At 68.0% G+C, this 16,737-nt stretch carries 12 protein-coding genes; 6 read left to right on the plus strand and 6 right to left on the minus strand.

Going from position 1 to position 16,737, the window contains the following annotated elements; translation table 11 throughout:
• The first annotated feature begins 238 nt into the window (after window positions 1-238).
• The 3 genes from H7F51_RS06195 to metK all read left to right on the plus strand — a co-directional run bounded on the left by H7F51_RS06195 (window position 239) and on the right by metK (window position 4,112).
• Window positions 239-1,165, plus strand: a complete 927-nt coding sequence (locus H7F51_RS06195; protein WP_246447902.1) for a DUF4167 domain-containing protein — start codon at window positions 239-241, stop codon at window positions 1,163-1,165.
• 105 nt (window positions 1,166-1,270) lie between these two features.
• A complete protein-coding gene (lnt, locus tag H7F51_RS06200; RefSeq protein WP_185663370.1) occupies window positions 1,271-2,863 on the plus strand; it encodes an apolipoprotein N-acyltransferase in 1,593 nt (530 codons plus the stop codon).
• 37 nt (window positions 2,864-2,900) lie between these two features.
• On the plus strand, window positions 2,901-4,112 hold the full coding sequence (gene metK, locus H7F51_RS06205; protein ID WP_185663371.1) for a methionine adenosyltransferase: 1,212 nt from the start codon (window positions 2,901-2,903) through the stop codon (window positions 4,110-4,112).
• Window positions 4,113-4,288: 176 nt separating this feature from the next.
• On the opposite strand, the gene H7F51_RS06210 is transcribed toward metK, so the two are convergent.
• The 3 genes from H7F51_RS06210 to H7F51_RS06220 form a co-directional block, all read right to left on the minus strand.
• Window positions 4,289-4,963 carry a ferritin-like domain-containing protein gene (locus tag H7F51_RS06210; RefSeq protein ID WP_221774026.1) on the minus strand — a complete coding sequence of 225 codons (675 nt, stop codon included), beginning with the start codon at window positions 4,961-4,963 and terminating at the stop codon, window positions 4,289-4,291.
• 88 nt (window positions 4,964-5,051) lie between these two features.
• Window positions 5,052-5,687: a CoA transferase subunit B gene (locus H7F51_RS06215; protein ID WP_185663372.1), complete on the minus strand. Its 636-nt coding sequence runs from the start codon at window positions 5,685-5,687 to the stop codon at window positions 5,052-5,054.
• The gene (locus tag H7F51_RS06220) at window positions 5,687-6,394 is read right to left on the minus strand and encodes a CoA transferase subunit A (RefSeq protein WP_185663373.1); all 708 of its coding nucleotides are present in this window, start codon (window positions 6,392-6,394) and stop codon (window positions 5,687-5,689) included. Before H7F51_RS06220 ends, H7F51_RS06215 begins: the two co-directional genes overlap by 1 nt.
• A gap of 91 nt (window positions 6,395-6,485) precedes the next feature.
• Here H7F51_RS06220 and H7F51_RS06225 point away from each other — a divergent pair, with 91 nt between their 5' ends.
• The 3 genes from H7F51_RS06225 to H7F51_RS06235 all read left to right on the plus strand — a co-directional run bounded on the left by H7F51_RS06225 (window position 6,486) and on the right by H7F51_RS06235 (window position 11,219).
• Complete coding sequence (locus H7F51_RS06225; protein WP_185663374.1) at window positions 6,486-7,355, plus strand: LysR family transcriptional regulator; 870 nt, start codon at window positions 6,486-6,488, stop codon at window positions 7,353-7,355.
• Window positions 7,356-7,500: 145 nt separating this feature from the next.
• Window positions 7,501-8,283, plus strand: coding sequence for a universal stress protein (locus H7F51_RS06230; RefSeq protein ID WP_185663375.1), 783 nt, complete (start codon window positions 7,501-7,503; stop codon window positions 8,281-8,283).
• Between the two features lie 629 nt (window positions 8,284-8,912).
• The gene (locus tag H7F51_RS06235; protein ID WP_185663376.1) at window positions 8,913-11,219 is read left to right on the plus strand and encodes a CDC48 family AAA ATPase; all 2,307 of its coding nucleotides are present in this window, start codon (window positions 8,913-8,915) and stop codon (window positions 11,217-11,219) included.
• 30 nt (window positions 11,220-11,249) lie between these two features.
• On the opposite strand, the gene H7F51_RS06240 is transcribed toward H7F51_RS06235, so the two are convergent.
• From H7F51_RS06240 to polA, 3 genes are read right to left on the minus strand one after another with little or no spacing between them, the layout of a single operon-like run.
• On the minus strand, window positions 11,250-12,314 hold the full coding sequence (locus H7F51_RS06240) for a mechanosensitive ion channel family protein (protein WP_185663377.1): 1,065 nt from the start codon (window positions 12,312-12,314) through the stop codon (window positions 11,250-11,252).
• Window positions 12,315-12,362: 48 nt separating this feature from the next.
• On the minus strand, window positions 12,363-13,652 hold the full coding sequence (locus H7F51_RS06245; RefSeq protein WP_185663378.1) for a sensor histidine kinase: 1,290 nt from the start codon (window positions 13,650-13,652) through the stop codon (window positions 12,363-12,365).
• A 2-nt stretch (window positions 13,653-13,654) separates the two neighbouring features.
• A complete protein-coding gene (polA, locus tag H7F51_RS06250) occupies window positions 13,655-16,528 on the minus strand; it encodes a DNA polymerase I (protein WP_185663379.1) in 2,874 nt (957 codons plus the stop codon).
• Window positions 16,529-16,737: the final 209 nt, after the last annotated feature.

The raw sequence follows: 16,737 nt of genomic DNA on the forward strand, positions 1-16,737 counted from the left end.
GACTTGCGCCAACTAAATCGAAATTCAGGCCAGCGGATGGACGGAACCTTCCTCTCCTGCCGGCCGCAACTCCAGCATTTGCAACCGGGCATGGCTTCAGGCCAGCCCGAACACCAGCAGATGTCGGTACGCCGCACCGGGCGCCATGGCGTCCGTGCGCGGTGTTGGGAACGAGCGAATCGTCGGCCGGCGTGATTTCGGTGGCCCGAGCGGCGATGCGGTGAAGGAACGGTCACCCTTGAACAATAATAATCGTGGCAATAACCGTCGGCGCGGCCGTGGTAACAACCGGCCGCAAGGCGGCGGGCAGCAAGTCAACCGGATCGACAGCCGGGCCCGCGGCAATGCGCCGCAACTGCTGGAAAAGTACCGCAAGCTCGCCCACGACGCCCATCTCAACGGCGACCGGGTGACCGAGGAATACTACCTCCAGTTCGCCGAGCACTATTTCCGCGTCATCGCCGATACCCGCACCCGCCAGGAAGAGCAGCGCGCGCGCCGCGACGACCGCTGGGAAGGTGGCGCCGACGAGGGCGAGGACCAGAACGAGTTTTCCGTCGAGAGCGAATATGCGCCTTACGAGCAGCCCGCGTTCGCGCGCCGCGATGACCGCGGTGAGCGCCAGCGTGATGATCGTCAGCGCGAGGAGCGCCCCCGTGACGATCGCCAACGCGAAGATCGGCCGCGCGAGGACCGTCAGCGGGAAGAGCGCCCCGAGCGCAGCCGCGAGGATCGTCCGCGTGAGGAGCGCGCCCCGCGCGAAGAGCGCACCCGTGAGGACCGGCCCCGCCGGCGCGAGCGGGAACGCGAGCGCGAAGAGCCGGTGGCCGAGGTCGACGGTAATGTCGCGGCCGAACCGGCCGAGGAAAACACCTCGATCTACGAGCCGGTCGAAAATCCGTTCGTGCGTGAAAATCGCGTGAGCCGGGGGCTGCGTCCCCGCCGCGAGGATCGCCGTCCGCGCCGCGATGAAGAAGCGAGCGGCGAGGTCGCGGCGGCCGAGCCGACGTTCGACGCGGCCCTGCTGCCCCCGTCGATCAGCATCCGCGAGGAAGCGCCCGAGCCTGCTCCCGTGGTCGCGGAAGCGGCCGAGGCCGCTCCGGCGCCGAAGAAGCGCGGGCGCAAGCCCAAGGCCGCTCCGGTCGAGACCGCCGACGAGGCCTGAGCCCGGCGGTCGCCAAACCTGATGGCATGAGCGCGGCGCGGATCGGGATGGCCCGGTCCGCGCCGCTCTTGCATGTGTAACATTGTCCCGCCACAACCCGCGGCGATGCCGGTCGCTGCCTTGACGCAATCCTCCCCCCGCCGTCTTGGCCGGGCCGTTCCCTTCCTTGCGGCGCCGCTGCTTGGCGTGGCGGCGGCCTGCGGCTTCCAGCCGATCGCGCTGTGGCCGCTGACCCTGCTGGGCACGGCGGGGTTGATCGCCCTCTCGGCCGGGGCGTCCGGCCCGTGGCGGGCCTTGCTGCTCGGCTGGCTGTGGGGGGTGGGACATTTCTGCCTCGGCAACGCCTGGATCGCGACGGCCTTCACTTACCAAGCCCAGATGCCGGCCTGGCTGGGCGGGATCGCGGTGTTCCTGCTCTCGCTTTACCTTGCGGTCTATCCGGCGCTGGCCGCGCTGGCGGCCCAATTGGCGCGGCGGCGGCCGCTGTCGGCGGTGCTGGCCTTTGCCGGGGGCTGGATCGTGTCGGAATGGCTGCGCGGCTGGGTCTTTACCGGGTTCCCATGGAATCCGCTGGCCGTGGCGGCGCTCGGCGGGTTCGGCCGGGCGGGCCTCGCGCAGGTCCTGCCGTGGACCGGGACCTATGCCCTGTCGGGGCTGGTCGCGCTCTGCGCCGGGCTGTGGTGGCTGGGCTTCGGGCTGCGCGTGGCGCGGCCGGCGCTGGCGCTGGTCCTGGTGGCCGTGCCGCTCGGCGCGATGCTGGTACCGCAGCTGCCGCGCGGCGGAGAGGCAGGGACCCTGCCCTTTACGCTGGTGCAACCCGGAATCCGGCAGGAAACGCTGGACGATCCTCTGTGGTTCGAGAGTCATTTCCAGAAGCTCGCCCGCTATACCATGCCCGGGCGCAGCGCGGCGCGGCGGCTGGTGCTGTGGCCCGAATCGGGGGTGCCGGACTATCTGCGCGATGGCTATCCGCCCTTCTACTATGCCGAGACCACTTTCGCCGGCAGCCCGGAGCTGGCGCGGCGACGGATCGGGCAGGTGATCGGGCCGGGCTCGCTGCTGCTGACCGGCGCGGTCGACCTTGAACTGTCGGGCGAGCGGGTGATCGCCGCGCGCAACGTGGTCAGTGCCGTGGACGGGGCGGGGACGATCCGCGCCGGCTATGCCAAGGCGCACCTTGTGCCTTACGGCGAATACCTGCCGATGCGCGGCCTGCTCCAGCCGCTCGGCCTGTCGCGGCTGGTGGCCGGATCGCTCGACTTCTGGCCGGGGCCGGGGCCGCGCACGCTGGACCTGGGGGCCTGGGGCCGGGTGGGCGTGCAGATCTGCTACGAGATCGTCTTCTCGGGCGAGGTGGTGGACCGGGCGCATCGGCCCGACTTCCTGTTCAACCCCTCGAACGATGGCTGGTTCGGCCCGTCCGGCCCGCCGCAGCACCTCGCCCAGGCGCGTTTGCGGGCGATCGAGGAAGGCCTGCCGGTGCTGCGCGCCACGACCAACGGGATCAGCGCCGTGGTCGACGCCGACGGGATCGTGCGCCAGAGCCTGCCGCGCCCGGTGACGGGCGGGCTCGAGGGGCTGGTCCCGCCCGCCCACGCGCCGACGCTGTTTGCGCGGGTGGGCAACCTATTGCCGCTTTGCTGGGCCGCAGTTCTTCTTGTCTGTGCGGTGCTTGCCTTGCGTTTGCGGCGGAGTTAGACAGCCGACATAAAGATAGCTTTATATCGGGAATCCCATGCGCAGCGACTATCTGTTCACCTCCGAAAGCGTTTCCGAAGGCCATCCCGACAAGGTTGCCGACCAGATCAGCGACGCCGTGGTCGACCTGTTCCTCCGCAAGGACCCCGAGGCGCGGATCGCCTGCGAGACCCTGACCACGACCCAGCTGGTGGTGCTGGCCGGCGAAATCCGCGGCAAGGGCATTTACGAGGACGGTGAGTGGGCCGCGGGCGTGCCCGAGGAAGTCGAGGCTGCGGTGCGCGAGACGGTCAGGCGCATCGGCTATGAGCAGGACGGCTTCCACTGGAAGACCTTCCGCTTCGAGAACAACCTGCACGGCCAGTCCGCCCACATCGCGCAGGGCGTGGACGAGAGCGGCAACAAGGACGAAGGCGCCGGCGACCAGGGCATCATGTTCGGCTATGCCTGCGACGAGACGCCCGACCTGATGCCGGCGACGCTTGACTACAGCCACAAGATTCTTGCCCGCATGGCGGCCGATCGCCACTCCGGCACCGCGCCGTTCCTCGAGCCCGACGCCAAGAGCCAGGTGACGCTGCACTACGTGAACGGCAAGCCGGTGGAAGCGACCGCGATCGTCGTCTCGACCCAGCACAAGGAAGGCTGGGACGCGGGCGAGAAGGAAGCCGAGCTGCACGCCTATGTGAAGCGGATCGTGGCCGAGGTGCTGCCCGCTGGCCTCGTGACCGACAAGACCGTGTGGCACATCAATCCCACCGGGTCCTTCGTCATCGGCGGTCCGGACGGCGACGCCGGCCTCACCGGCCGCAAGATCATCGTCGATACCTACGGCGGCGCGGCTCCGCATGGCGGCGGCGCTTTCTCGGGCAAGGACCCGACCAAGGTCGACCGTTCGGCGGCCTACGTTTCGCGCTACCTTGCCAAGAACGTGGTGGCCGCTGGCCTGGCCAAGCGCTGCACGATCCAGCTTTCCTATGCGATCGGCGTGGCCCGCCCGCTCTCGCTCTACGTCAACACGCATGAGACCGGCACGGTCGACGATGCCAAGCTTGAAGCGGCCATCGCCAAGGTGGCCGAGGACAAGCTCGGCGGCCTGACCCCCAAGGGCATCCGCCTCGGCCTTGGCCTCAACAAGCCGATCTACGCTACGACGGCGGCCTATGGCCACTTCGGGCGCAAGGCGGAGGGTGAGCTGTTCCCGTGGGAACGCACGGACCTTGCCGGGGCGCTCAAGGCGGCGCTGTAAGGCGCTGGTCTGAAGGCTGAAGGACAAGGGTTCATGCAGGGGTTAATACCCCTGCACCCCATTCCGTCTCCCGGCGCGGAGGCTGTGTGATTGGCGGCCTTTTGCGCCGAGGCTGCGCCGGAATACGTTTCGGGGTCTGGGGTCCTCGGCCCCGGGATCATCCTTTTTTCTTGTTCCTAAGCCGCTTTGGCAGGCGCCGCGTCGTCCTCGTGCGGCCAGCGTTCCAGCCGGGGCAGGGCCGGGTTGAGGAACAGGGCGGGGATGCGGCCGAACAGCAGGGCGCGGTGAATCCAGAAGTCTGACAGGCGCTCCTGCCAGCGGGCGGTGGCGCGGCCCTTGCGTTCGAGCCAGTGCTGGTAGGGCAGGAAGTGGCCGGGCTCGTCCTTGTGGACGATCTGGAAGATGCGGGTCATGATCGGGTCGGAGCGGACCCAGCCGTTGGCGAGGAGGATCTCGACCTGGCGATAGCCGCGCTGTTCGGTCAGCATGATCACCCGGCACAGCTTCTCGAATTCGGCCGGGTTGGCGGTGATCTCGGCGGTGTCGAGCTCGTCGATCTCGCAGCCGAAAGTGCGGAAGATGAACCGGTCGATGTGGCCGACCCTGCGGTCCATGGCGAGCGGCATGCGGCCCTGCCGCTCGAACCAGCGGCGGAACATGTGGTAGTGCTTGTGCTCGTCGGCGCGGTGCTGGACGATCTCGGCGATGAAGGCGGGATCGTCTGGGCAGACGAGGCGCACGGCCTCCAGCACCCGGTCTAGCGAGGTGTAGCCCCGGTGCTCGTTGTAGAGATAGACCGAGGCGAGGACGTCGAGGTAGCGGTCGCGAAAGGCGCCGGACAGGTCGGTCATGGTTCGGTCCCCATCAGCCGTGTGCCCCATGTTACAGGGAAACGACGGCCGAGGGGAGGTGTTCCATGCGGCGCGGGGCCGGACCGGTTCAGTCGATATAGTGGGCCGTGGTCCTGGCGCGGACTTCCTCGGCGGTGACGCCGGGGGCGAGTTCGACGAGGCGGAACGGCGAAGCGTGGTCGGGGCGCTGGAACACGGCGAGGTCGGTGATGATCATGTCGACCACGTTTCTGCCGGTCAGCGGCAGGGTGCAGGCCGGGATGAACTTGGCGCTGCCGTCCTTGGCGCAGTGTTCCATGACGACGATGATCTTCTTGACTCCGGCGACGAGGTCCATCGCCCCGCCCATGCCCTTGATCATCTTGCCCGGGATCATCCAGTTGGCGATGTCGCCGTTTTCGGCCACTTCCATCGCCCCCAGCACGGTGAGGTCGATCTTGCCGCCGCGGATCATGGCGAAGGACTGGGCGCTGTCGAAATAGGCCGACTGCGGCAGCTCGCTGATGGTCTGCTTGCCGGCGTTGATCAGGTCGGGGTCTTCTTCGCCCGCATAGGGGAAGGGGCCGATGCCGAGCATGCCGTTTTCGGACTGCAGGGTGACGGTGATCCCGGTCGGCACGTGGTTGGCCACCAGCGTGGGGATGCCGATGCCGAGGTTGACGTAGAACCCGTCCTGCAGTTCCTGCGCCGCGCGGGCGGCCATCTGGTTACGATCCCAGGGCATTACACGGCCTCCCTTTCGCGCACGGTGCGGAATTCGATCTTCTTGTCATAGGGCGCGCCGACGACGATGCGCTGGACGTAGACGCCGGGCAGGTGGATCGCGTCGGCATCGAGTTCACCGGGCTGGACCACTTCCTCGACCTCGACCACGCAGACCTTGCCGCAGGTGGCGGCGGGCACGTTGAAATTGCGCGCGGTCTTGCGGAAGACGACGTTGCCGGTGGTGTCGGCCTTCCACGCCTTGACGATGGCGAGGTCGGCGAAGATGCCGCGTTCGAGGACATATTCCTCACCATCGAACAGCTTGGTTTCCTTGCCCTCGGCGACGAGGGTGCCGACGCCGGTCTTGGTGTAGAAGCCGGGGATGCCGGCTCCGCCGGCGCGCATCCGCTCGGCCAGGGTGCCCTGCGGGCAGAACTCGACCTCGAGCTCACCGGCGAGATACTGGCGCTCGAACTCCTTGTTCTCGCCCACGTAGGACGAGATCATCTTCTTCACCTGGTGGGTGCGCAGAAGCTTGCCGATGCCCTCGTTGTCGATCCCGGCGTTGTTGCTGCAGAAGGTGAGGCCGGTGACGCCCGAATCGCGGATCGCGTCGATCAGCCGTTCGGGAATGCCGCAAAGGCCGAAGCCGCCGCTCGCGATCAGCATGTCGTTCCTGAGCAGCCCGGCGAGCGCGGCGCCGGCATCGGGATAGATCTTGTTCATGGGGCCTCCGAAGGCGGTGTGAGCCAAGACTAGCGCAATCGACCGATCACGACTAATGATTGTTTGTTTCCGGTTCCGATAGAAAATGCTTATGTCAAAGCTGGCCCTCCATCATTTCGAAACCCTGCTGTGGATCGCCCGGCTCGGCACCTTCCGGGCCGCGGCCGAGCGGCTCAACACCACCCAGCCGGCGATCTCGGCCCGGGTGCGGGAGATCGAAACGCAGCTCGGCACGGCGCTGTTCCGGCGCGAGGGGCGCGGCGTGGTGCTGACTGCGCGCGGGCGCCAGCTGGTGCAGGACTGCGAGCCGCTGCTGGCCGGGTTCGAGCGGGTCCTGCTCGAGGCGAGCGGCTATGCCGGGGCGACCGGGGTGGTGCGGATCGGGGCGGGCGAAATCGCCGCGGCGACCTGCCTTCCCGCTTTCGTGGCCGAGGCCAAGCGCGACCTGCCGGGGGTCACGCTGGACGTGACCCTGGAGCTGACCGCGCGAATGCTCCAGAACCTGTTCGCCGGAACGCTCGACCTGGTGTTCCTGGCCGGGCCGGTGGCCGATCCGGCGCTGCGGCTGGTTCCGCTCGGCGGGGTCAAGCTGGTCTGGCTGGCGAGCCCGGCGGTGGTCGCGGCCGGCGGGTTCGGCCGCCCGCTCACGGTCTGGTCGCTCGGCCAGCAATCGCCGCTGCACCGGGTCATGCGTCGTTCGCTGGAGCGACAGGACCTGTCATGGCGTTCGATCGACCATTGCTCGAACGTCCAGACCATCATCCAGATCGTCGCCGCCGGGACCGGCGCGGCGCTGCTGCCCGAGACCATGGCCCGGCGCGCCATGGCCGAGGGGGCGCTGGTCGAAGTGCTGGAGCCGCCGGCCGAGGGGATCGAGTTCCAGGCCGCGGTGCGGGCCGACGAGGGCGATCCGTTGGTGCTGGACCTGTTCGAGCGGGCGAGCCGGCACCGGATCGGCTGAACCGGGGCGGGACGGATTTGAGCAACGGCTCATCAGGGCGCGAATCGGGCCCGCCTGCGCGCGAATCTCGGGCATTTTGATGCAGGTCATGGTATAGACAGCTTAATCGTGCTGCTTTCGCTCCACAGACGAAAGGAGATAGCCGATGCGCTCCATTCTTGTTCATGCCGAGCCGGGCCCGGCCGGGTCGATCCGAATCGATTCGGCCCTGTCGCTGGCGCGGATGACCGGCGGCCATGTTACCCTGCTGGTCGATACCCCGGTCACGCGCTACATCGCGGTCGATGCGATGGGCGGCGGAACCGTCGCGGCCGAGGCCATTCACGAGGCCGTGGCCGAGGACGATGCCTTTGCCCGGACGATCGAGGGCCAGGTGGCGCGCGGCGACGTGCCCTGCGACATCGTGCGGGTCGAGGCTGACCCGATCGATGCCCTGTCCGATGCGGCGCGCCTTGCCGACGTGGTGGTCGTGGCGCGCGGCGCCGTGGTGGCGGGCGACCTGCCGCTCTCGACCCGTTGCCCGGTCCTGGCGGTCAATGCCGAGGAGCCGCTCATCTTCCCGATCGAGAAGGCCTGCGTGGCCTGGGACGGGAGCGCCGAGGCGGCCCATGCCCTGCGCGGCGCCGTGCCGATTCTCGCCGCCTGCGGCGAGGTGATCGTGCTGACGGTCGAGGATGCCCCGGCCGAATTCCCGGCGACCGATGCCCTCGCCTATCTTTCGCGTCACGGCGTGGGCGCCGAGTTGCAGGTGGTCCAGCGAATCGGTTCGGTCGAGGATACGATCAGCCGCGAACTGGAGCTGAATCAGGCGCAATTGCTGGTGATGGGGGCCTTCTCGCACAGCCGGTTGCGCGAATTTCTGTTCGGCGGGGTGACCCGCCACTTCCTCGAGCAGGCTGGCGGGCCGGCCTTGCTGCTGGCTCACTGACACGTTTGTGGATAAGTCCGGCCGCCTGTGGGATTGCTAACAATCGGCATGATTTCGCACTTGCACAAATTCCTTGTGCACTGCATATAGAAAGTGCCTTTCAGGCATCCTCTCCCAAAACTTCCAAGGCCCGGTCGGCAACGACCGGGCTCTTTTTTTGCCTCGGCCCGAGTGAATCGCCCAGATTGCGGGCTTTGGGACTGACAGTCCGACTGTTCCGGCGTCTCGCGGCATTGTGTTTCGGAATCCAGGATCAGCGATTCGGTGGAAGCACTGTCAAGTTGTGACCGTGCACGTGGACGCCATTCGAACCACAATAATTGCAAAATATGCATCTGCTAATCCGTTTTTCGCACTTGCACAAATGGGGGGTGAGTTGCATACCAAAACTGCCTTTCAGGCATCCTCTCCCAAAACTTCCAAAGGCCCGGTCGGCAACGACCGGGCCCTTTTTTTGCTCCGCATCCGGCCGGAATCCGGTTCGGCGCGGGATCGTTCGGGGCCTGTCACCCGTTCCATCGGCATGAACCGCGCTCTTGCCCCTTGGCAAACCGGCATGGGCGTTCCCAGCTAAGGGTCTGCGGGGGGCCGTCCTGGCCCGATCGGCCGCAGGCAGGACGGACACCAAGATGGCAGATGCAAGCACCAGCGTGACGGAACGGACCAGCCGGCTCCAGGTGGCGGCGGCGCGGCAGGAGGAGAGCGGCCACGGCATCGCCCGTCTGCCCAAGACCGCCATGGCCGCGATGGGCGTCACCGAGGGCGACGTGATCGAGATCGAGGGCAAGCGAATCACGGCGGCCCGCGTGGTTGCGGCCTATCCCGAGGACGAGGGCCTGCAGGTGATTCGGCTCGACGGCCTGCAGCGCGCCAATGCCGAGGTCGGCTCGGGCGAGCACGTGGTGATTCGGCCCTCCCAGTCGCGCGCTGCCCAGCGCGTGGTCTTCGCCCCGGCGCAGAAGGACATGAAGCTGCAGGGCCCGGGGCAGGCGCTCAAGCGCAATTTCTTCCAGCGCCCGCTGGTGGCCGGCGACCTCGTTGCCACGGCCGGACAGCAGCAGGTGCGCGACATGCCGCCGCAGGTGGCGCGGATGTTCAACGCGCCGGCCTATGCCCTCACGCAGATCCGTCTCTCGGTGGTGAGCACCGTGCCCAAGGGCATCGTCCACATCGACGAGAACACCGAGGTCGAGCTGCGCGAGGAGTTCGAGGAACCGCGCACCAGCCGGGCCGACGTCAATTACGACGATGTCGGCGGGATGGGCGACACGATCCGCCAGCTGCGCGAGATGGTCGAACTGCCGCTGCGCTATCCCGAGCTGTTCACGCGCCTTGGCGTCGATCCGCCGCGCGGGGTTCTGCTCCATGGCCCGCCGGGAACGGGCAAGACGCGCCTCGCGCGGGCCGTGGCCAATGAGAGCGAGGCGAACTTCCTCATCATCAACGGCCCGGAAATCGTCGGCTCGGCCTATGGCGAGAGCGAGCGGCGGCTGCGCGAGGTGTTTGAGGAGGCGGCCAAGAGCGCGCCTTCGATCATCTTCATCGACGAGATCGATTCGATCGCGCCCAAGCGCGGTGAGGTGCATGGCGAGACCGAGAAGCGGCTGGTGGCCCAACTCCTCACCCTGATGGACGGGCTCCACGTGCGCTCCAACATCGTGGTCATCGCCGCGACCAATCGCCCTGACGCCATCGACGAGGCGCTGCGCCGCCCCGGCCGGTTCGATCGCGAGATCGTGATCGGCGTGCCCGACGAGAAGGGTCGGCGCGAGATCCTCGGCATCCACACCCGCGGCATGCCGCTGGCCCAGGGCGTCGACCTCGACGAACTGGCGCGGACCACGCATGGCTTCGTCGGGGCAGACATTGCAGCCCTCGCCCGCGAGGCGGCGATCGAGGCAGTGCGCCGGATCATGCCGCAGCTCGATCTCGAGGCGCAGACCATCCCGCCCGAGGTGCTGGAAAGCCTGTCGGTCGAGCGGGATGACTTCCTCGAAGCCCTGAAGCGTGTCCAGCCGAGCGCGATGCGCGAGGTCATGGTCCAGGTGCCCAATATCGGGTGGGCCGACGTGGGCGGGCTGGGCGAGGCACAGGAACGCTTGCAGGAAGGGGTGGAATTGCCGCTGCGCAATCCCGAGGCCTTCCACCGGCTTGGCATCCGGCCGGCCAAGGGCTTCCTGCTCTATGGTCCGCCCGGAACCGGCAAGACCCTGCTGGCCAAGGCCGTGGCCAAGGAGGCCGAAGCGAACTTCATCTCGATCAAGTCATCCGACCTGCTCTCCAAGTGGTACGGCGAGAGCGAGCAGCAGATATCGAAGCTGTTCGCCCGCGCCCGCCAGGTCGCGCCCTGCGTGGTCTTCATCGACGAGATCGACAGCCTCGTGCCGGCGCGCGGCTCGGGCGTGGGTGAGCCGCAGGTGACGGCGCGGGTGGTCAACACGATCCTGGCCGAGATGGACGGGCTGGAAGAGTTGCAGTCCGTCGTGGTGATCGGGGCGACCAACCGGCCGACCCTGGTCGATCCGGCGCTGCTGCGTCCGGGGCGGTTCGATGAGCTGGTCTATGTCGGCACGCCGGACCTTGCCGGGCGCGAGCATATCCTGCGCATCCACACGGCAAGAATGCCGCTGGCGGGCGATGTCGATCTTGCCGCGATCGCGCGGGAGACCGAGCGCTTCACCGGGGCTGACCTCGAGGACGTCGTGCGCCGGGCGGGGCTTTCCGCGATCCGCCGCATGGGCCGCGAGGTCGGAGCGGTTTCGGCTGTCGACTTTGCCGAGGCCATGACCGATTCGCGGGCGACCGTTACGCCGGAAATGGAGGACGAATATGCGGCGATGAAGGGCGAGCTGAAGCGGCGGGCCATGGAAATGGCGCCGATCGGCTTCCTTGCGCCGGGCATGGTCCAGCCGACGCGCGAGAAGAAGCACGGGTGAATCGGGGACGGGAGGCCGGGCGGCCTCCCGTCATTCCGCGCATTCGGCGGCGGCCGCGGCTTCCGGGGCGGCAACCGCCTGCGGCAATTCGCAGCGCAGCCATTCCAGCACTTCCTCGCGCAGGGCGAGGCGCAGCCGGGAGAGCGAGGCTGGGTCGGCCGCGCTCATCACCAGGGTCAGCTCGATCGCATCGACCCGGGAGGCCGTGACCTGCAGCGCGCCGCTGCGCTGGTCCCATTCGGGATGGCCTGCCAGCAGCTCGTCATAGGCCTTGCGGATCGGCGCCACCGGCGTGCCGGGGCGGACGGTTATGATCACCGAGCCGGTGATCCCGCCGCCAACCCGGGTCCAGTTCTGGAAGGTCGTCTCGAGGAACTTTGCTGTCGGCACGATCAGGCGGCGTTCGTCGCTGGTCCGGATCACCACGTAGGTCATGCGGATGTCCTCGATCCGCCCGCTCTCGCCCTCGACCACGACGTGATCGTCGATCCGGATCGGCTCGGTCAGCGCCATCTGGATCCCGGCGATCAGCGACTTGAGCGCGGGCTGGGCCGCGGCGCCGACGGCGAGGGCGGCAAGGCCCGCCGAAGTTATCAGGGTCACGCCGACATTGCGCACTCCCGGGATCGAGAGGAGCATCAGCGCCACGGTGACGAAGACGATCACGAAAGACAATGAGCGCGAGAGGATCGCGATCCGGGTGCGGCGGCTGCGCGCGCTCAGGCTGTCGTGCTCGAGCCGGGCGCGGCTGTCGAGCGCGAGGGCATAGGCCTTGACCAGTCGCAGCACGACCCAGCCGAGCAGGGCGGGCACGACGAAGCGATCGACCGCGCCCCACATCGTGGCCAGCAATGGGGCGGATTCGCCGGCCAGTTCGATCGCGAGGGCGACCAGCGACCAGCGCAGCGGTTCGCGCAGGCGGTTCACCACCAGTTCGTCCGTTTCCATGCTGGACAGCGCGGCGAGGCGCTTCAGCAGGCGGAACAGGGCGAGGTGGATCAGCAGGGCCAGGCTGACGGCAATGCCGGCTGCGATCGCGGCGCGGAGCAGTTCGGGGAGGAGATGCTGGAGATTGGCGAGCGTGGTGGAAATCATGCGATCCAGGATAGTGGCGCCGGGAGGAGGGGCGGAGGACATCGGTTCCTACTCTCCGAGCGGGATTTCGATCCGGACGACGATCCCGCCGGGCAGCATGTCCCGCTCGATCCGGCCGCCGAGCTGGCGCGCCGAGCCTTCGACCAGGGTGCTGCCGAAGCCGCGCTTGGTCGTGGCTGCTGGGTCGACCGGGCGCGGCGGATGGCTCTCGCGCCAGTCCAGCCGGAGGCGGCCGTCGCTGACCTGCCAGTCCACCGTGAGTTCGCCGCCGGGCTGGGCCCAGGCGCCGTATTTCACGGCATTGGTGGCCAGTTCGTGCAGGGCGAGGCCGAACGGGACCACGGCGCGTTCGGGCAGTTCCAGCTCGGGCCCGTTGATCCGGCAGCCGTTTTCCGGGCTACGGTAAGGCTTGAGCGTGACCTCGACGAGGTCGCTAAGCCGGGCACTGCGTTTGGCCGAACGACCTTGCGTGACCTCGTGGGCCATCAGCAGGGCGTGGATCCGCTCGGCGATGCGGTCGACCACGGGCTTGGCCTCGGGCTGGTCGCGCCCGGTCATCTTGACGATGGCGAGGACCACGGCGAACAGGTTCTTGACCCGGTGATTGAGCTCGCGGGCCAGCAGGTCGGCCTGATCGCGGGCGAGGGCGAGTTCGGCGGCATGTTCCGCGCGCGCCTCTGCATCGGCAGTGCGAATGACCTGCATCAGCCCCAGGCCGAGGGCGAAAACGATGAAGACCAGGAGGATGGCGAGGATCGGCAGAATCCGCGCTTCCGAGGCGGTCGCCTCGTCGCGCGAGGTGTTGAACGAGGCCAGTTCGAGCGTCTCGAGTTCGCCGATCGCGCGGCGCAGGCGCTCCATCACGTCCTGCCCCTCGTCGGTCAGGATACGGCGCCGGGCCTCGAGCAGGCCGCCGCCGCGGATCTCGGCCACGGTCTCGTCCATCTCGGCGAACTTGGCCACGCTGAGATGCTCGATCTCGCTCAGCAGCTCGCGCTTGCGGGGCGAGATGTCGCCGCCCATCAGCTCGCGCAGGCGGGCGATCGTGGGCCGGTACTGTTCTCGCGCGACGATGTAGGGCGAGAGATAGCGCCGGTCGAGCGTGATGAAATAGCCGCGCTGCCCGGTCTCGGCATTGACCGCGGTGCGGCTGAGATCGTGCAGTGCCAGCAGTACGGCGTTAGTCTGCCCGGCCTGGGCGCGCTGGCTGCGTTCGGCGTCGATCGTCTTCCACACAAGGAGCACGGCGCCGATCATCGTCGCCGCGACCAGGGTCAGCAGCAGCAGCGTCTTGAGGTGCGGACCCCTGCGCCAGCGCGAGATCAGGCCGGGCGCCATGGTCAGTGCGCCGCGCCCCAGTTGGGGCCGGAGCCGATCTCGATCCCGAGCGGGACGTCGAGCCCGACCGAAGGCAGGGCGGCCTCGGCCATGACCCGCTCGATCACCGGCGAGGCGGCGGCGACGTCGCCCTCGGGCAGTTCGAACACCAGTTCGTCGTGGACCTGGAGCAGCATCCGCACGTGGCCGAGACCGGCGGCGGCGAGCGCCGGGCCCATGCGGACCATGGCGCGCTTGATGATGTCGGCGCTGGTGCCCTGGATCGGGGCGTTAATCGCGGCGCGTTCGGACCCCGCGCGTTCGTTCGGGTTGCTCGCGTTGATCCGGGGGAACCAGGTCTTGCGGCCGAACAGGGTCTGCGAATAGCCCTTCTCGCGCACGCTCTCGAGCGTGGCGTGGATGTAGCGGCGGATGCCGGGGAAGCGCTCGTAATAGCGGTCGATCATCGCCTGGGCCTCGTCGGACGAGACCCCGAGCCGGCCGGCGAGGCCCCAGCGGGAAATGCCGTAGAGGATGGCGAAGTTGATGGTCTTGGCCCGGCCGCGGGTGTCGCGGTCGACCAGCCCGAACATTTCCATCGCGGTGCGGGCGTGAATGTCCTCGCCGGCCGCGAAGGCTTCCTTGAGGCTGGGCACGTCGGCCATATGCGCGGCGAGGCGCAGCTCGATCTGCGAATAGTCGGCCGCGAGCAGGACATGGCCCGGCTCGGCCACGAAGGCTTCGCGGATCTGGCGGCCGATCTCGGTGCGGATCGGGATGTTCTGGAGATTGGGCTCGGTGCTGGAAAGCCGCCCGGTCTGCGCGCCGACCAGGCTGTAGGAGGTGTGGACCCGGCCGGTCTCGGGGTTGATCGCGGCCTGCAGCGCGTCGGTATAGGTCGACTTGAGCTTGGAGAGCTGGCGCCATTCCAGCACCTTGGTCGCCACCGGGGCGCCGCCCTGCGAGGCGAGGCCTTCGAGGATGGCCTGGTCGGTCGAATACTGGCCGCTCTTGCCCTTGCGTCCGCCCTTGTAGCCGAGCTTGTCGAACAGGATGTCGCCCAGCTGCTTGGGGCTGCCGATGGTGAATTCCTGCCCGGCGAGGCCGTAGATCTCCTGCTCCAGCGCGCCGATCGCATGGGCGAATTCGGTCGAGAGGCGGGCGAGGCGGTCGCGGTCGACCTTGATTCCGTGGCGCTCCATCTGGGCGACGACCGGGATCAGCGGGCGATCGACCCGCTCGTAGACGCGGGTGGCCGCTTCCTCGGCGAGGCGGGGCTTCAGCTTGCGATGGAGCCGCCAGGTCACGTCGGCGTCTTCGGCCGCGTACTGCGTCGCGCGGTCGAGCGGGACCTCGCCGAAGGGGATCTGCTTCTTGCCGGAACCGCAGATCTCCTTGAAGGTCAGGGTGGTGTGACCAAGGTGGCGGGTGGACAGCTCATCCATCCCGTGGCCGCCGCCGATCCCGTCCTCGCTGCGCCCGGCATCGAGATCGAAGCTGATGATCATCGTGTCGTCGACCGGGCCGACGTTGACGCCGTGGCGGGCGAGCACGTTGAGATCGTACTTGGCGTTCTGGCCGATCTTGAGCACGGCATCGCTTTCCAGCAGCGGCTTGAGCAGGGCGAGGGCCTCGGCCTTGGCAACCTGCGTGGGCACTTCGGAAAACATGTCGGCCCCGCCGTGGCCGAGCGGGATGTAGCAGGCATCGTTGGGCCCGAGCGCGAGGCTGATCCCGGCCAGATCGGCGCGCATGGCATCGAGGCTGGAGGTCTCGGTATCGAAGGCCACCTTGCGGGCGGCGAAGGCCCGGGCGATCCAGTGTTCTAGCCGCTCGCGGGTCTGGACGCATTCATAGGCTTCACGAGTGACCGCAGGCATTTCGGGCAAGGCCTGACGGCTGCCCGAGGGCGCGGCCGGGGCGGGGGCATTTTCGGGCTTGGCCGGGTGGAGCTGGGTCTTGGGGCCCGGCGCGGCCTGGCCGCCGTCGAGCCGCTTGAGCAGGCTGGTGAAGCCATGTTCGCTCAGGAATTCGGCCAGCGGCGGCTTGGGAATGACCCCGAGCTTGAGCGCGTCGAGCTCGATCGGCAGCGGGCAATCTTCCTTGAGCTGGACCAGACGGCGCGAGAGGCGGGCCATGTCGGCCTGCTCGATCAGGCTTTCGCGCAGCTTGCCCGGCTTCATCGTGGGCGCGGCGGCCAGCGCGCCTTCGAGGCTGCCGTGTTCCTGGATCAGCTTGGTCGCGGTCTTGGGCCCGATCCCGCGGATGCCGGGCACGTTGTCGACCGAATCGCCCATCAGCGCGAGGACATCGCCGACCAGTTCGGGCAGGACGCCGAACTTCTCGACCACTTCGGGAACGTCGATCCGCTGGTTCTTCATCGTGTCGAGCATGTCGACGCAGCCGCCCTCGACTTTCTCGCCATCGGGCCCGACATGCGGCTCGGCGCACTGGCCGACCAGCTGCATCAGGTCCTTGTCCGAGGAAACGATGGTCACGTCCCAGCCGCGCCGGGCCGCCTCGCGCGCGTAGGAGGCGATCATGTCGTCGGCCTCGACATCGTCTTCCTCGACCAGCGGCAGGCTGAAGGCGCGGGTGGCGACGCGGATCAGCGGGAACTGAGGGACGAGGTCTTCCGGCGCGGGTGGGCGATTGGCCTTGTACTGATCGTACATCGCGTTGCGGAACGAGGTGCCGGCCTTGTCGAGAATCACCGCGAGGTGAGTCGGCCCGTCCGCCTCGTGCAGGTCCTGCGCCAGCTTCCACAACATCGTGGTATAGCCATAGACCGCGCCGACCGGGGTTCCCTGCGGATTGGTCAGGGGCGGAAGGCGGTGATAGGCGCGGAAGATGTAGGCCGATCCATCGACCAGGTAGAGATGCTGCTTGGACTCCATCGCGGCTGTCTAGCACCCCTATCGGGCTATGCCAGTGCCATCGGGCGACGACGCCAAATGCGGCGCACAATCTGCACGAATGGGGCGAGCGCGGCCACAACCTCGCCACAATTGCCTATTAGCAAGAGACACGATTGGCGGAATCCCGTCATTTTCGCGGCGAATCGCGTGGGTGCATGCGACTATCGCTTGCAACGTCCTTCCAAGGC

Source organism: Novosphingobium flavum, from assembly GCF_014230315.1.
In the GTDB taxonomy this organism is placed as follows: domain Bacteria; phylum Pseudomonadota; class Alphaproteobacteria; order Sphingomonadales; family Sphingomonadaceae; genus Novosphingobium; species Novosphingobium flavum.